At 72.5% G+C, this 15,604-nt stretch carries 14 protein-coding genes and 1 pseudogene; 4 read left to right on the top strand and 11 right to left on the bottom strand.

The window, feature by feature from the left end:
* Window positions 1-7: 7 nt before the first annotated feature.
* The 3 genes from ACFYOP_RS32780 to ACFYOP_RS32770 are packed head-to-tail and all read right to left on the bottom strand — an operon-like array spanning window position 8 to window position 2,999.
* On the bottom strand, window positions 8-1,498 hold the full coding sequence (locus ACFYOP_RS32780; RefSeq protein ID WP_356899167.1) for a tripartite tricarboxylate transporter permease: 1,491 nt from the start codon (window positions 1,496-1,498) through the stop codon (window positions 8-10).
* Complete coding sequence (locus tag ACFYOP_RS32775) at window positions 1,498-2,019, bottom strand: tripartite tricarboxylate transporter TctB family protein (protein WP_356899166.1); 522 nt, start codon at window positions 2,017-2,019, stop codon at window positions 1,498-1,500. Before ACFYOP_RS32775 ends, ACFYOP_RS32780 begins: the two co-directional genes overlap by 1 nt.
* Complete coding sequence (locus tag ACFYOP_RS32770; RefSeq protein ID WP_356899165.1) at window positions 2,016-2,999, bottom strand: tripartite tricarboxylate transporter substrate binding protein; 984 nt, start codon at window positions 2,997-2,999, stop codon at window positions 2,016-2,018. The genes ACFYOP_RS32775 and ACFYOP_RS32770 overlap by 4 nt, the downstream gene beginning before the upstream one ends.
* A gap of 122 nt (window positions 3,000-3,121) precedes the next feature.
* Between ACFYOP_RS32770 and ACFYOP_RS32765 the strand changes: the two genes are divergently transcribed.
* Entirely contained in the window at window positions 3,122-3,808 is a 687-nt protein-coding gene (locus ACFYOP_RS32765; RefSeq protein ID WP_356899164.1) for a response regulator, read from the top strand.
* A gap of 31 nt (window positions 3,809-3,839) precedes the next feature.
* Here ACFYOP_RS32765 and ACFYOP_RS32760 read toward each other — a convergent pair whose 3' ends face one another.
* On the bottom strand, window positions 3,840-3,995 hold the full coding sequence (locus ACFYOP_RS32760; protein WP_356899213.1) for a hypothetical protein: 156 nt from the start codon (window positions 3,993-3,995) through the stop codon (window positions 3,840-3,842).
* 12 nt (window positions 3,996-4,007) lie between these two features.
* On the opposite strand from ACFYOP_RS32760, the pseudogene ACFYOP_RS32755 reads away from it, so the two are divergent.
* Window positions 4,008-4,396, top strand: a pseudogene (locus tag ACFYOP_RS32755) (flavodoxin); the annotation flags it as partial.
* Here the strand turns inward: ACFYOP_RS32755 and ACFYOP_RS32750 are convergent.
* The 4 genes from ACFYOP_RS32750 to ACFYOP_RS32735 form a co-directional block, all read right to left on the bottom strand.
* Window positions 4,369-4,734, bottom strand: a complete 366-nt coding sequence (locus ACFYOP_RS32750) for a DUF427 domain-containing protein (protein WP_356899163.1) — start codon at window positions 4,732-4,734, stop codon at window positions 4,369-4,371. The pseudogene ACFYOP_RS32755 and the gene ACFYOP_RS32750 overlap by 28 nt on opposite strands.
* The gene (locus ACFYOP_RS32745; protein ID WP_356899162.1) at window positions 4,731-5,396 is read right to left on the bottom strand and encodes a GNAT family N-acetyltransferase; all 666 of its coding nucleotides are present in this window, start codon (window positions 5,394-5,396) and stop codon (window positions 4,731-4,733) included. The genes ACFYOP_RS32750 and ACFYOP_RS32745 overlap by 4 nt, the downstream gene beginning before the upstream one ends.
* Window positions 5,397-5,505: 109 nt before the next feature.
* Window positions 5,506-5,901, bottom strand: a complete 396-nt coding sequence (locus ACFYOP_RS32740) for a hypothetical protein (protein ID WP_356899161.1) — start codon at window positions 5,899-5,901, stop codon at window positions 5,506-5,508.
* Between the two features lie 21 nt (window positions 5,902-5,922).
* Complete coding sequence (locus ACFYOP_RS32735; RefSeq protein ID WP_356899160.1) at window positions 5,923-6,522, bottom strand: hypothetical protein; 600 nt, start codon at window positions 6,520-6,522, stop codon at window positions 5,923-5,925.
* A gap of 485 nt (window positions 6,523-7,007) precedes the next feature.
* Here ACFYOP_RS32735 and ACFYOP_RS32730 point away from each other — a divergent pair, with 485 nt between their 5' ends.
* Window positions 7,008-8,024, top strand: a complete 1,017-nt coding sequence (locus ACFYOP_RS32730; RefSeq protein WP_356899159.1) for a lytic polysaccharide monooxygenase — start codon at window positions 7,008-7,010, stop codon at window positions 8,022-8,024.
* 71 nt (window positions 8,025-8,095) lie between these two features.
* Here the strand turns inward: ACFYOP_RS32730 and ACFYOP_RS32725 are convergent, their stop codons facing one another.
* The 3 genes from ACFYOP_RS32725 to ACFYOP_RS32715 form a co-directional block, all read right to left on the bottom strand.
* Window positions 8,096-8,965, bottom strand: coding sequence for an alpha/beta fold hydrolase (locus tag ACFYOP_RS32725; RefSeq protein WP_356899158.1), 870 nt, complete (start codon window positions 8,963-8,965; stop codon window positions 8,096-8,098).
* A gap of 218 nt (window positions 8,966-9,183) precedes the next feature.
* Window positions 9,184-10,167 (bottom strand): hypothetical protein, encoded by a 984-nt coding sequence (locus ACFYOP_RS32720; RefSeq protein ID WP_356899157.1) that lies wholly within the window; start codon window positions 10,165-10,167, stop codon window positions 9,184-9,186.
* Window positions 10,164-13,694 carry a DNA polymerase III subunit alpha gene (locus ACFYOP_RS32715; RefSeq protein WP_356899156.1) on the bottom strand — a complete coding sequence of 1,177 codons (3,531 nt, stop codon included), beginning with the start codon at window positions 13,692-13,694 and terminating at the stop codon, window positions 10,164-10,166. Before ACFYOP_RS32715 ends, ACFYOP_RS32720 begins: the two co-directional genes overlap by 4 nt.
* A gap of 674 nt (window positions 13,695-14,368) precedes the next feature.
* Between ACFYOP_RS32715 and ACFYOP_RS32710 the strand changes: the two genes are divergently transcribed.
* Window positions 14,369-15,418: a DUF3533 domain-containing protein gene (locus ACFYOP_RS32710; protein ID WP_356899155.1), complete on the top strand. Its 1,050-nt coding sequence runs from the start codon at window positions 14,369-14,371 to the stop codon at window positions 15,416-15,418.
* Window positions 15,419-15,604 lie beyond the last annotated feature (186 nt).

Raw genomic sequence — 15,604 nt, 5'->3', positions numbered from 1 at the left:
CGCCGGGTCAGGCGGAGCGGCGCCGTACGACGAGCTTCTTCAGCCAGGGCCAGGCCAGCAGCACCACGATCACCGCGTACACGGTCACCGAGAAGGGCGTGTTGACGAGTCCGGCCGCGCTGCCGTCGCTGATCTGGAGCGCGCGCCGCAGCTGCTGCTCGGCCGCCGGGCCGAGGATGACGCCGATGACGGCGGGCAGCACGGGGAGCCCGTAGCGCCGCATACCGAAGCCGATCAGGCCGATGATGAGCAGGATCACCAGGTCGATCGCCTCGCCGCCGACCGCGTACGCGCCGACCGCCGCGAAGAACAGGATGCCGGCGTAGAGGTACGGACGCGGGATGCGCAGCAGCTTCGCCCAGAGCGGCGCGAGCGGCAGGTTCAGCGCGAGCAGCAGCACCATGCCGACGAACAGCGAGGCGATCAGGCCCCACACCAGGTCGGGTTCGCGCTCGAAGAGCAGCGGTCCGGGCTGGATGCCGTACTGCTGGAAGGCGGCCAGCATGACCGCCGCGACGGCGGTCGTGGGCAGTCCGAGCGTGAGCATGGACACGAGGGTGCCGGCGGCGGACGCGGAGGCGGCCGACTCCGGCCCGGCGACGCCCTCGATGGCGCCCGTGCCGAACTCGTCCTTGTGCTTCGAGAGCCGCTTCTCCGTGACGTACGACAGGAAGGTGGGGATCTCCGCGCCGCCCGCCGGGATCGCGCCGAACGGGAAGCCGATGACCGGGCCGCGCAGCCAGGGCTTCCAGGTGCGCCGGACGTCGGCCCTGGCAAGCCACGGCCGGCCGACCGGGATCGCGTCGCCGCTGTTCCGCCGCAGATGCGCGGCGACCCACAGGGCCTCGCCGATGGCGAAGAGTCCGACGGCGACGATGACGACGTCGACACCGTCGGCGAGCTGGAGCGACCCGAAGGTCAGCCGCTGCTGGCCGGTCATCTGGTCGAGGCCGACGAGGCCGAGGGTGAGGCCGATCAGCAGCGAGGCGAGTCCCCGGATCCGCGAGGAGCCGAGCACCGAGGTGACGGCGATGAAGGCCAGCACCATGATCGCGAAGTAGTCGGGGGCGCCGATGTCGACGGCCAGTTCGGCCACCGTCGGGGCGAGCACGACCAGCAAAATCGTGCCGATCATGCCGCCCGCGAAGTGACCGCCCGCCGCGGCCGCCAGCGCCTGCGCGCCGCGCCCCGCCTTGGCCATCGGGTTGCCCTCGATCGCGGCGACCACCGCCGCGCTCTCACCGGGGGTGTTGAGCAGGATGGAGGTGGTGGAGCCGCCGAACATGGCCCCGTAGTAGATCCCGGCGAACATGATGAACGCGCCGGTCGGCTCCAGGCCGTACGTCACCGGCAGCAGCAGCGCGACCGCCATGGCCGGGCCGATGCCGGGCAGGACGCCGATGGCCGTGCCGAGCAGGACGCCTATCGCCGCCCACAGCAGGTTGACCGGGGTGAGCGCCGTGCCGAAGCCGTCGAGGAGGGAGTTGAGGGAATCCATCAGAGCACTCCCATCAGCGGGCCGCCGGGGAGCGGGACGCCGAGCAGGTTGTTGAAGACGACGTAGGTGACGAGGGAGAGGACGGCGGCGATCAGCGGGTCGCGGTCGAAGCGCCGGCTGCCGAGCGCGTACGCGGAGCCCCAGAAGAGCAGCGCGCCGGAGGCCGGGAAGCCGAGCGGTCCGATCAGGACGGCGCCCGCGAGGAACACCCCGGCGAGCAGCAGGACGGTGCGCCAGTCGCTCGGCTCCGACAGATCGACGTCCTCGCCGCCCTCGGCCTCGCCCCGGCCGCCTCGCAGTACGTCGACGGCGAGGAGGACGGCGACGACGAGCAGGCCGACACCGACGGCGATCGGGACGGTCCTGGGGCCGACGGGCCCGCGCTGGGTGAGGTCGACGTCCATGGTGAGCGCGTCGGTGAGGACGAGGACGCCGATGACGAGGAGCAGCAGGCCGACGCCGAGTTCGGAGTATTCGCGCAGCCGGGAGCGGCGGCCGCCGGTGGTCTCTGTCGTGCTCACAGCCCCAGCTCCTTCAGCACCTGGTCGACTCTGCTGTCCTGTTCGGTGAGGAAGTCGCCGAACTCGTCCCCGGGAAGGAAGGCGTCGTCCCAGCGGTTCTTCTTGAGCGAGTCCCGCCACTCCTGCGAGTCGTGCAGCTCGGTGACGAGACCGACGAGCTTGTCCCGCTCCGCGTCGGACAGACCGGGCGGTGCGACGATGCCGCGCCAGTTGGTGAACTCGGTGTCCAGCCCGGCTTCGCGCAGGGTGGGCGCGTCCAGACCCGGTACGCGCTTCGGGCCCGTGACGGCCAGCAGCCGCAGCTCGCCCGATTTGATCTGGTCGAGGTACTCGCCGACGCCGGAGACGCCGAAGGCGACCTTGTTGCCCAGGATGGAGGCCAGCAGCTCGCCGCCGCCGTCGAAGGGGATGTAGTTGACGGACTTGGGGGCGATTCCCGCCGCCTGCGCCATGAGCATGGGCGCCAGGTGGTCGGGCCCGCCGGGCGAGGAACCGCCGCCGACGGGCAGCTTGCCGGGGTTCTTCTTCCAGGCCGTGATCAGCTCGTCGATGGTCCGGTATGGGGAGTCCTTGGACACGACCACGATGTCCTGCTCCTCGGTGAGCCGGGCGATCGGGGTGGTGTCGGCGAGCGTCTTGGGCGACTTGTTGGTGTGTACGGCTCCGACGACGCCGAGGCCCATGGACATGGCCAGCCTGCCGTTGCCGTGCTCGCCGGCGAGCCGGGCGAGACCGACGGTGCCGCCGGCGCCGGGCAGGTTGAAGACCTCGATGTTGTGGGTGAGCCCTGCGTCCTCGGCGTTCTTCGCGGCCGTTCGGGCGGTGATGTCGTAGCCGCCGCCGGGTGTGTTGGGAACCATGAACCGCAGACCGGGGATCTGCGTCCCGGTCTCGGCGCCGCTGCCCGTCGTGAGCAGCGGCGGCCCCACGAGCACCAGCAGCGCGGCCCCGAGCAGGGCAATGGGGGTGCGCATGCGCAACTGATCGCCTCTCGTCGTGTACGTGTGAAGTGGCCCACATGTTGCCTGCGCGTTAAGAAGCTGTCTCTCTTCCGGAATCAATGGACGTTGTGGTCCTTGCGGTCGCGGCCTAGCGTGTCGGCGTGACAAAGGTGCTGGTGGTGGACGACGACTTCATGGTCGCGAAGCTGCACAGCCGCTATGTGTCCCAGGCGGAGGGCTTCACGGTCGCCGGGGTGGCCCACAGCGGTGGGGAGGCGCTGCGCGCCGCCGAGCGGCTGCGGCCCGACCTCGTACTGCTCGACGTCTTTCTGCCGGACATGGACGGGATCGCCGTGCTGCGCGAGTTGCGGGCGGCGGAGTCCCTCGACCCGGGCCGCCCACCGGTGGACGTCCTGTTCATCACGGCCGCGCGCGACGCCTCCGTCGTCCGCTCCGCGCTGCGCGCGGGCGCGCTGCACTATCTGATCAAGCCCTTCAACCAGGCCGCGCTGCACGAGCAGCTCCGGCATGTGGCGTCGCTGCGCTCACGCCTCGACCGGCTGGACGAGGCGCGCCAGGAGGACGTCGACCAGATCTTCGGCCCCCGGCCGCCCGGCTCCCGCGAACTCCCCAAGGGCCTCGCGCCCCACACGGCGGAACTGGTCGAGCGCATCCTGCGCGAGCATCCGGGCGACCTGTCGGCCTCGGAGTGCGCGGAGGCGGGCTCGCTGTCACGGGTGAGCGCGCGGCGCTACCTGGAGTACTTCGCGGAGACGGGCCGCGCGGAGGTGACCCTGCGGTACGGCGGGACGGGGCGCCCGGAACGGCGCTACCGCCGTATCGGCTGACGGGTCCGGGGGCCCGGGGTCGGGGGCTGGGTCAGACCGGTGGCCGGTGCAGACCGAACGGGGAGCCCTGGTCGTCGTGGCACAGCCGGAAGCGTCCGAACCGGGCGACCGTCTCCTCGTCACCGCCCACGTCGATGCCGTCGACACTGCCGCCGAGCTCGCGCACCCGGGCGACGGCGGTCTCCATGTCGTCGACCTCGAAGAACAGACCGAGGCCACCGACATCGTCCTCGCCTCACCCCTGTACCGGTACACGCTCTCCGCGCAGACCAAGCGCTGTCTCGACTACTGGTCCGGCCGGCCGGCCGTGCCCGGATCGGACTTCAAGAAGCGGATGGCGGGCCGGACCCTGTGGGGCGTGACCGTCATGGCCGACGACGACGAGAGCGTCGCCGGCGGCCCGGAGACCACCCTCAACCACACGGCGGCCCATCTGCGCACGCGCTTCGGCGGACTGCTCCTCGGCAACGGCTCCCGCCCCGGTCAGGTACGGCGGACGACCGGGCACTCGTCCGCGCCAAGACCTTCTTCCAGCGCGAGACCCCGCTCGCCCGGTTCCCCTACGAGGACACCACGTCCGTGTCGTAGAAGCAGTAGTGACCGGCGATGGCGGCCACCTCCGGTTTCGGATCGGGGTAGGCCCACACCAGATCCTCCGCGCCGGGCACGGACCAGTAGGAGGCGTCGCCCTTGAACGGGCAGTGGGTACGGGTGGCGGAGGGCGTCAGGAGGTCGGTGCGTACGTCGTCGGCCGGCAGGTAGTACCGGACCGGGCACCCGGTCTCGCGCAGGACCAGCGGCCGCCGGCTCTCGGCGAGCACCTGCCCGTCGCGTACGACCCGGACATGCTCGGTCCCGGCCTCGACGGTGATCCGGTGGGCTCCGCCGGATCCATGGGCGTCCGTGTGTGGTGCGTGTGAGGTCATACTCCGGTCAGCGCCGTGGCGGGACCCGATGTTCCCGCCAGATGGCGCACATGGAGGTGACCGTCGAGAGGGAAGGCCGGGGGTGCCCCGGGTAGTACCCGGTCGAGCGCGTAACCGCACTTCTCCGCGACACGGCACGATGCGGGATTGTCCACCTGGTGGAGGAGTTCGAGGCGCTCCAGCCCCTCGTGCCCGAACGTGTCGAACGCCCAGCCGGTGAGCACGTCGAGAGCCCGCCGGGCCACGCCGCGTCCGCGAGCACGGGCCGAGGTCCAGTAGCCGACCTCGGCCGACGGCTTTCCGGGGGCGACGTGCTTGAGCACCACGTTCCCGGCCAAGTGCTCGCCGGGCACGCCTGGTTGGGTCTCGAGGACCGCGAAGGCGTATCTGCTCCCCTCCGTCCACCCCCGCTGTTCTGTCCGCACCCAGTGCGCCGCGTCGGCCTCGGTCTCCACCGTCGAGGTGAGCCACCTGCGCATGGCCGGGTCCTGATGCGCCTCCACCAGCGCGGCGACGTCCTGCTCGCACCACGGGCGGATCACGAGCGCGGGGGTCGTCGACGTCGCGTCCGCGCGAAGTGATGGGACTCGGGCGCGCGAGGCAGCCTGCGCAGCCCGTTCGTGCGCCGGCGCGAGGCCCTCCGGTTCCGCAAGTTCGTGCATGAGCTGTCTCCTCGGGAATGGACCCACGCTCGGCGGGCGGGCCCGCCGAGCGTGGTGCGTGAGCCTCGCGGGCGGCCTCATGCCGGCCGCTCACCGCGGGTGAAGACGCCTACCAGCCGGTCATGACCGCGCCCAGAGCGACAGGCGCCGCCACAAGAGCCAGCGCCTTCTCCCCCAGGGAACGTCCTCCCGCGCCGCCCGCGAAACGGCATGCCGCGAAGGCCGCGACGATGCCGAGCGGGAACAGAATGGGAACCGCCTCGGTCAGCCCGCTGCGTGTGCCGCCGACATACGCGGCGGCCCAGGAGCCGGCGAGTCCGGTCAGGACGGCGAAGAAGACCTTCCCGGCGCTGAACCATTCGCGTTCCATCAGCTCGGCCAGCTCACCGAAGCCCGCACCGGCCCGTCGGCGCGCAACCGCCTTGACCGCGAAGGCGACCAGCAGAGCGGTCCCGGCGCCGAGGAAGCCCCAGCGCAGAGCGTTCGCGACGATGTCCATCTCCATGCCTCCGATCGTCCGTCCTGCTCACCAGCAGTGCTTGATGACTCCGTCGACCCCGAGTATCGAGGCGGCCATTCCCCCGAGGCCGCCGCCGGCCTCCTCGAAGACCTCGGCGATTCCCTTCTTGAACGTCTTTCCCTTCTTCTTCTTGGAACGGATCTTGTTCACCACCTTGGTGATTCCACCGAGCTTGTCGATCGCCTTCTTCATCTTGTAGATCTTGGCCACGGCGAACACGTTGGAACCGATCGCGAGCAGAATTCCGCGGGCGCAGCCTCCGGCACTGAACGAACGCTGGGCCCCGCCCTTGGACGCCTTCGCGAGGTCGTCGGTCACCCGCTTCGTCAGCCACTGCCCGGCCGCCTCGTCCCCCTGAGCCAGCACGTCCTCGGGTATCTCCGTGATGAGCTGCAGCGCCTTCTCGATCTCGGCGAACGCCGCTTCGTCGTTGACGGAGGCGGGTGCGGCAACGGCCGACACGGCCGTGACGGGCTCCGCCGTCCGGGCTTCCGAGGCGTGGGCGCCGACCGTCGCGGCAAAGACCGCCGCGGTCGCCACACCGGCAATCACTGCCGCACGACGCCGGAAAAGGGCGCCGGTGCCGGAGTTGACAAATGCCGCCATGATGTTGTTCCCCCTGCTTTATGTGAAACACGAATCACTCAGCCGGCGACGCCATGGTCAGTGGCGCTTCCGGCGGACTTGATCTTGTCCCACATCTCCCTTCGGGAACAAGGGACTTGAGCTGATCTTGAGAAATGGAGCGGTAAGGCGGGTGCCATTCACGGCATCACGCACAGGTCTGACTGCGTCAGTCCCGGTCACGGGAAGACATGCCACGCGGACGCGCTCGCCCAGCCTGGCCGGCCGGAGGCCGGCAGCAGCCTGGGCGGCGCCGTTCCTCAGCGGTCTCTTAGCGTTGCCTTAAAGGGACCATAAGGATCGCCGTCACCCCGTCCCAGCAGGGGATTTCGAGGTCGTGAGGGGCTAACTTGCGTAAGGCCGGGGCCGGTTCGGGCAGTCGGCGCCGAAGTCCGCGGGGGGCTGCGCCGCCCGTTCGAGCCGGATCCCTGTGTCCCCCCCATAGCCGCTTGAAGGAGAACGTCCCCATGACCGCTCGCCGCAAGGTCACCACGGTCGCCGCACTGGGTCTCGCGCCGCTCGCGCTCGCCGGTCTCAGTGCCGTGCCGGCGTCCGCGCACGGTTCGATGACGGACCCGGTCAGCCGGATATCGGCGTGTTTCGCGGAGGGGCCGGAGAGCCCGGACTCGGCGGCGTGCAAGGCGCTGGTCGCGGCGGGCGGGACGCAGCCGCTGTACGACTGGAACGAGGTGAACATCGCCAACGCGGCGGGGAACCACCGGCAGTTGATCCCCGACGGGAAGCTGTGCAGCGCCGGCCGTGACAAGTACCAGGGGCTGGACCTGCCCCGCGCGGACTGGCCGTCGTCCCCGATGGCGTCGGGGAACCGCACCTTCCGGTACAAGGCGACCGCACCGCACAAGGGCTCCTTCGAGCTGTACCTCACGAAGGACGGTTACGACCCCACCCGGCCGCTGACCTGGTCGGACCTGGAGGACAAGCCGTTCGCCAAGGTCACGAACCCGAAGCTGGAGAACGGGGCGTACGTCTTCGACGGCATCGTGCCGAACAAGTCCGGCCGGCACCTGGTCTACTCGATCTGGCAGCGCTCCGACTCCCCCGAGGCGTTCTACACCTGCTCGGACGTGGTGTTCGGCAAGGACGACGGCGGCGGCGCGGCGGCCCCGGAGGCGAGTGCGCCCTCGGAGCAGGACATCGCGGCAGGCGCGGACAAGTCGACGGTCGACCACGGCGGTCACGGCGGCGACGACCACGGCGAGCAGGCGGAGGCTGGTACCGGGGAGACCGGCGCGCCCGCCGAGCAGCCCGTCGAGAACGCGCCGGAGGCGAAGGGCGCCGAGGAGCCCCCGGCCGTCCCGCCGGCCCCGGAGACGTCCGGCGCGAACCTCGCCGAGACGGGCGGCGACAGCAGCACCGCGTACCTGGCCGTCGGCGGCGCGTCCGCCCTCGCGGTCGGGGCCGCGGCGCTGTTCGGACTCGGCCGCCGCAGGACCGCGCCGGCGGGCGGTCGGCACGGCCGCTGAGCGAGGCCGCGAGGCCGTCACGAAGGCCGGTTTCCGCTCGCGCGAGCGGAGACCGGCCTTCGTGACGGTGGTCAGCCGAAGACGGACGCGCAGGTGGTGGGTTTCGCGCGCGCCGGGTCGAGCGCGTTGGCCACCTCGTGGAACGCGATCAGGTCGAAGATGCCGATCGCGATGTGCTCCGAGAAGTCGGCGGGGCAGAGGTCCTGGAGCAGGACGTTGCGGACGTTCGGCCCGCTGAGGTACTGCGTCCGCCAGGGGGTGACCACCTCGTCGTAACGGGTGGCGATGACCGTGTACTTCACTCCGGGCACGGTGTCGCCACCCGCGTTGAGCTTGGCGAGGAAGTCGGACCCGGCGACCTGGTCGGCGAGGGCGGGGGTGTGCGTGCCGAGCAGGTCCGCCGCGCCGGGGAAGTACGGCAGCAGCCCGGTCAGTCCGTTGAGGGTGGTGCCGTGGTTGCTGGGCGCGAGGCCCACCAGGGCGTTCACCTTGGCCGCTCCGCCCAGGAACTTGAGGTAGTGGCGCGGCATCATGCCGCCCTGGGAGTGACCGACGATGTCGGCCTTGGAGGCGCCGGTGGCGGCCAGGACCCGGTCGACGTACCCGGCGAGTTGCTCGGCCGACTTGTCGATGGGGCCGAGGCCGTGGAAGAAGGGCACGTTCGGGAGCTGCCCGTAGTCGAGGGAGAAGACGCAGTAGCCGCGCTTCGCCAGGTAGGGGGCGAGGACGAGCCAGTTGTCGACCGAGTTCCCGAGGGTTCCGTGGACGAGGACGACGGGGCGGGGATGGGCGGCGGAGGGCTTGCAGTCGTAGTTGTTCCAGCCACTGCTGGGGGCGGCGGTGGTGGACGCGGCGGTCGCGGTGGCGGCGGGGGTGAGGGCGACGGCCACTGCGAGGATGAGGGCTGACAGCGGTCTGAGGGCACGTCTCCAAGGCAGCATCGGTCAGTCTCCTTGCGGCTCAAGGGATTTCGACTGGTGGGGGTTGCTGTGGTCACGTCAACTTACGGGCGAGTAACCATGACTGGGAAGTTACGCGTCGGTAAAGATTGATTTTTCTACAGACTTACGAAACGAGGCGTAGCGCAGGTCAGAGCCTGTTCGAGGTCGCCACAGGACGGCCCGTGCCGCCTCAGGCCGCGAGATGACCCCGTACCGCCTCAGGCCGCCAGCGACCCCGGCACGACGGCCCGTGGACCGAACTTCGCCCGGGCCCGGTCCGCCACTTCCTCGAGCCTGCGCGCCCGTTCGTCGGCGGGGTCGAACGTCAGCTGCCGCGCGGCCCGTTCGACGGCCGTCAGGTCCTCGGCCCGCAGCGACAGCGCCCGCACTCTGGCCCGCTGGAGCCCGAGCGCCGTATGGAGCGCGTACGCGGCGTCGGCGAGTGCCGCCGAGTGGGCGGTCGGCTCGCGCAGGGTGCGGGTACGGGTGGTCGTGGACCGGTCGGCGTAGCGCACGGTGAGCGTCAGGGACCGGCACACCTGGCGCTCGCCCCGCATCCGCGACCCCAGCTCCTCGGCGAGCGAGAGCAGTGCCCGCCGGTGCTCAGACTGGTCCAACTCGTCGAGGGCAAAAGACCGTTCGGCGGCCATGGAGCGTGAGAGCGCGTTCGGAACGACTGCCGTGCGGTCGATGCCGCGCGCCCGCTCCCACACCTCGCGCCCGGCCCGCGCGCCCAGGATCCGCTGGACCACGGCGAGCGGCGCGTCGGCGAGCCGGCCGACGGAGTCGAGCCCGTACGCGCACAGGGTGCGGGCGGTCACCGTGCCCACCCCGTCGAGCGCGCCGACCGGCTTGCCGCCCAGGAAGGCGGCGGACTCCTCCTCCGTCACCGCCAGGGTCGTACCGGGTACGGCCTCCCGTGCCGCCATCCTGGCGAGCATGGGTACGGGGCCGGCGCCGATCACGCAGTCGACACCGCAGTGGGCGAGCGCCCGGACCCGCAGCAGCGACGCGAGTTCGACCGCGTCCCGCCCGAAGTACCGCTGCGCGCCCCGGACGTCGAGGAGCGCCGCGTCCGGCGGCAGGGCCTGGACGACGGGGCTGATGTCCTCGGCCAGGGCGAGCAGCGCGGGCAGCGCCGCCTCGACCCCTCCCGTTCCAAGTGCGGGCGGAGCCGGCAGGAAGCGTACGCAGAGGATCATCCGGCGCTCCCCGGGCTCTGGTGCCACAACTTCCTTCCGCTCGCGGCGCCTTCGCCGGCGGGCCTGAGGTCGGCCCACGGGTTGAGCTCGTATCCGGTCGGCAGCTGGATACGGCGGCCGCTGCCGGAGGCCCCGTTGCCGGAGGTCTCGCCGCCGGAGGTCTCGCCGTCCGGCTCCGGCGCCGGGGCCGCCAGCCGCGCGGCGACCGCGTCGAGGCCGCCGGTGCGCCGCAGTTCCACCAGCTCCGCGAGGTTCCAGGCGGCCGAGCCGACCACGCTGAGGCTGCGCGGTCCGCGCCGCTGCACCACTCCGCGCACCAGCAGCAGCCAGGAGTGGAAGACGGTGTGGGCGCAGGCGGCGTGGCTGTCGTCGAAGAAGGCGAGGTCGACCAGGCCGGTGCCGTCGTCGAGCGTGGTGAAGATGACCCGCTTGCCGGAGCGGATCGGCGGTGTCTGGGTGGCCGCCTTGGCGCCCGCGACGAGCACCGTCGCCCCGTGCGGCGCGCCGCGCAGCCGCTGCGCGGAGAGCGCGCCCAGCTCGGCCAGGAAGGCGTGGTGATCGGCCATCAGATGGCGGGAGGCGTCCATGCCGAGCACACCCAGCTCGGCGCTGAGGCGTTCCGCGTCACCGAGGTCGGGCAGCCCGACGGGGGCGGTCCGCTGCCCCTGGGCGAGCGGGAGCTGGCTGCCGTAGGAGGCGGCGCCGCGCCGGGTGCGGTGCAGTTCGGCGAGGTGCAGCAGCAGGTCGCGGCGGTTGGCGCCGAAGGCGTCGAGCGCGCCGACCTGGGCGAGCCGCTCGGCGACCGGCCGTGCGGGGCTGGCCCGTTGCCAGAAGTCCAGCAGGGAGGAGTACGGCTGTCCGGCCTCGATACGGGCGGCCTCCGCCTCGCTGATGCCGTGGACGTCCGAGAGCGCGAGCCGCAGCCCCCACCGGCCGGAACCCGCCCCGACCTCAGCCCGAGCCCCGCTCTCAGCCCGAACCCCAGCCCCAGTCCCAGTCCCAGTCCCACCCTCACCGTTACCAGACACCAGTTCGATTCGGTGAGCGACCGCGGACCGGTTCACGTCCAGCGGCAGCACCGGCACCCCGCGCCGCCGTGCGTCCGCGAGCAGCAGCCGCTTCGGGTACATGCCGGGGTCGTGGGTGAGCAGCCCGGCGTAGAAGGCGGCCGGGTGGTGCGCCTTGAGCCAGGCCGACTGGTACGTCGGCACGGCGAACGCGACCGCGTGCGCCTTGCAGAAGCCGTACGACCCGAAGGCCTCGATGATCTCCCAGGTGCGGCCGATCACCTCGGGCGCGTACCCCTTCGCCCCGGCGCTCTGCGCGAACCAGACCTTGATCCTCCCCTGCGACTCGGGGTCGGACAGGCCGCGCCGCACCCGGTCGGCCTCGTCCCGGCCGCAGCCGGTCATGATGTCCAGGATCTCGATGATCTGCTCGTGGAAGACGACCACTCCGTACGTCTGGCTCAACGGCCCTTCCAGGTCGGGGTGCGGATAGCGGGCGGGCGCGCGGCCGTGCCTGGCCTCGATGAACGGCCGCACCATGTCGGCGGCGACCGGTCCCGGCCGGAACAGCGAGATGTCGACGACCAGGTCGCCGAAGGTCTCCGGCTGCAGCCGCCCCACCAGATCGCGTTGGCCTGGGGACTCGATCTGGAAGCAGCCCAGTGTCTCGGTCGACTTGATGAGCCGGTAGGTGTCCGGGTCGCCCTGCGGTACGGCGTCGAGGTCGACGCCCTCGCCGCTCGCCCTGCGCACCTCGGCGACCGCGTGCGCCATCGCCGACTGCATCCGCACCCCGAGGACGTCGAGCTTGAGCAGCCCGAGCTCCTCCACGTCGTCCTTGTCGAACTGCGACATGGGGAACCCCTCGCCGCTGGTGGGCACCACCGGCGTACGGGTGAGCAGCGAGGCGTCGGAGAGCAGCACGCCGCACGGGTGCATGGCGACCCCGCGGGGCAGCGCGTCCAGCGCCTCGACCAGCTCCCAGAGCCTGCCGTGCTCCTCGCGCGCCACGCCGCGCAGCTCGGGCAGCTCCTCCAGGGCGGCGCGGGCGTCGCGGGCCCGGATGTGCGGGAAGGACTTGGCGATCCGGTCGATCTCGGCCGGCTCCATGGACAGGGCGGCGCCCACGTCCCGTACCGCGTGGCGCACCCGGTAGGTCTCGGGCATGGAGACGGTCGCGACCCGTTCCTCGCCGAAGCGGCCGATGATCGCCCGGTAGACCTCGAGCCGGCGGGCGGACTCCACGTCGATGTCGATGTCGGGCAGGACCCGGCGCCGCTTGGACAGGAAGCGCTCCATCAGCAGGCCGTGCTCGACCGGGTCGGCGTGCGCGATGCCGAGGAGGTGGTTGACCAGGGAGCCGGCTCCGGAGCCGCGCGCCGCGACCCGGATGCCCATGCCCTTCACGTCGTCCACGACCTGGGCGACCGTCAGGAAGTAGGAGGCGAAGCCGTGGTGGGCGATGATGTCCAGCTCGTGGTGCATCCGCTCCCAGTACGCGCGCCGGCCGTCGTAGCCGCGCAGCACCATTCCGGCGGCCGCCCGTGAGGCCAGCACCCGCTGCGCCGTGCGGTACTCGGCGCCGACGAGGGCGGGCTCCGGGAAGTGGACGCTGCCGATCCCGAGGTCGTCCTCGGGGTCGACCAGGCACTCGGCGGCCGTCTCCTCCGTCATGGCGAGCAGCCGGTGCGCGGTGTCGCGCCGGAAGCCCGCGGCCTCGGCGACCCGCTCCGCGAGGTGGGCCATCGCGGCCGGGTCCTTGAGCCAGCGCTCGCCGCTGTCGAGACCCTTGCGCGGGTCGATCGGCACCAGGCGGCGGGCCGCGTCGAGGACGTCGGCAACCGGGCCCTGGCCGGGGTCGGCGTACCGGACGGCGTTGGTCAGGACCGCCCGTACGCCCTGCTCGGCGGCGAGGCCGAGAGTACGGGCGGCGTGCCGCAGCGAACCGGCGCCGGTGCCGGTGCGGCCGTGGTGCACGACCTCCAGCCGCAGCCGGTCGCCGTACCGCTCCCGCCAGGGGGCGAGCAGCCTGGCGGCACGGTCGGGGCGGCCGGCGGCCAGGGCGGCGCCCACCTCGGAGGACGGGCCGAGCAGCACGGTCAGCCCGTCGCCGTGGTTGTCGTCCCAGGGCAGCAGCGGGCTGCGCGGGTCACTCGCGTGGGCGGCGGTGATCATCCGGCACAGCGCGGCCCAGCCGTGGCGGTCCCGGGCGAGGAAGACGTTGCGTGGCGCGGACTCGTCGACGAACGCCCCGCCGCGCACCGGTGTACGGCGCCGCTCGGCGGGCCCCTCCGGGCGCTCCCGCTCCCCCACGGCGAGGTCGACCCCGAACAGCGGCCGCACCCCCTCCTTGGCACAGGCCGAGGCGAAGCGGACCGCACCGGCGAAGGTGTCCCGGTCGGTCAGCGCGAGGGCGTCCATGCCGCGCTCGGCGGCGGAGGCGGCCAGCCGCTCCGGGTGGGAGGCCCCGTATCTCAGGGAGAACCCGGAAACGGTGCGCAGATGCGTGAAGCCTGACATCTGCACCTCCTGGATCAGTCGTTCTCACCTCCCCCATCTCCACCATAGACCAGTTTCGAACGTACGTACGACACATTCCCGCCATCCGCCGCCCCGGCCCGAACGGCCCCCGGACGACGCGCTCCAGCCGGCCCCCTGGCCACGCGAGGCGCTTCCGTTGCGCCGCTGACCTGGGACTTCTCCGGCATTCGCTTCTGCCGGCGCACGGACGGCGTACTCGTCACACGGGCTCGACGCTGCACGTGCCTGAGCCCCCCGCCCTCCCCCCACATGGCCGAACCGCCTCCCGACGGGAACACCGGAGGTGAGCCCGCATCGGAGTGGCGGAGCGGGCGTTCCGACTGCTGGTCGCGGTGCTCACGATCGCCGACGGGCAACGTCGCGAGGGTCCGTCCGGCACCCAGCCGAGCAGTTCGTACGTCCCGCGCCGGGGTTCCCCGCACAGTCCCTCCGCCTCGGCGCAGACGCCCCAGACCTGGCCGCTTCCGGTGTCCGTCCGCCTGTACCGGCCCTGCCGCGATGGTCGCGGTCCTCGTCCACGGTGGGGATCATGCCCGGACCAGGAGTGGAGCGTGAAACTCTTTTCGTGGTCGATCCGCCGTGGCGGCGTGGCGCGGTGACCCATTCGGCCCGTAGCGCCTGCGTCCGGCGCGGGTGCGGTCGAGCGTTGGGCCATGGCACAGACGGCACAGACAGACGACGGGCAGCGCAGGGGCTTCCTCGGCGAGGTCAGGGACGCGGTGAGTCTGCGGGCCGCGGCCCTGGTCCTCGGGGTGCTGGCGCTCCAGCTCGGCTTCATCACGTCGTACATCGGCGCTTTCCATCAGCCGCGGCCCGACAGGATTCCGCTGGCCGTCACCTCGCCCGACACCCAGGTCGCCGACGAGGCCCTGTACCGGCTCGACCGGCTGCCGGGCGATCCCCTGGAACCGCGCACCGTCGCCGACGAGGCGGCGGCCCGCCGGCAGATCACGGAACGGAAGGTCGACGGGGCGCTCGTCATCGACCCGCGGGGCACCACCGACCGGCTGCTCGTCGCGGGCGGCGCGGGCGGGGCGCTCTCGCAGGCGCTCGCCGAGGTCGTCACCAGGGCCGAGCAGTCGCAGGGCCGTGCGGTACGGGTGGTGGACGTCGTCCCCGGCGCCGCCGGCGACGCGCGCGGGCTCTCGTCGTTCTACCTGGTGGTCGGCTGGTGCGTGGGCGGCTATCTGTGCGCGGCGATCCTGGCGATCAGCGCGGGCGCCCGTCCTGCCAACGCGAGCCGCGCCGTCATCCGGCTCGGCGCACTGCTGCTGTACTCGATCGCCGCGGGACTGCTCGGCACGGTGGTCGCGGGCCCCGTGCTGGACGCACTGCCCGGCAGCGTCTGGGGCCTGTGGGGGCTGGGCACGCTGCTCGTCTTCGCCGTCGGCGCGGTGACGCTGGCGCTGCAGGGGCTGGCGGGGGTCATCGGCATCGGGCTGGCGATCCTGCTGGTGGTCGTCCTCGGCAACCCGAGCGCGGGCGGCGCGTATCCGTACCCGCTGCTGCCACCGTTCTGGCAGGCGATCGGCCCGGCGCTGCCGCCGGGGGCGGGCACGTACGCGGCGCGCTCGATCGCGTACTTCCGGGGCAACGGGGTGGGCGGGCCGCTGCTGGTGCTGGCGGCGTGGGCGGCGGGGGGTGCGGTGGTCACGCTGGGGTGCGCGGTGGTGCGGCGGGGGGAGCGGGCCCGGGCGGACTGACTCTGTCAGCCTCGCCGGCGTTTGAGGCGCGGGGGTGGGGGGGGGGGGGGGGGGGGGGGGGGGCCCCCCCCCCCCCCCCCCCCCCCCCCCCCCCCCCCCCCCCCCGCGCGCCCCCCCCCCCCGGGGGGGGGGGGGGCGCCCCGCCGGGGGGGGGGGGCGGGGGCGGGGGGGGGGCCCCCCCCCCCC

Origin of the sequence: Streptomyces sp. NPDC006294 (assembly GCF_042870895.1) — a bacterium.
Classification (GTDB): domain Bacteria; phylum Actinomycetota; class Actinomycetes; order Streptomycetales; family Streptomycetaceae; genus Streptomyces.
Note: the sequence above shows the minus strand (reverse complement) of the source record. Positions and strands in the feature narration are given on the sequence as shown.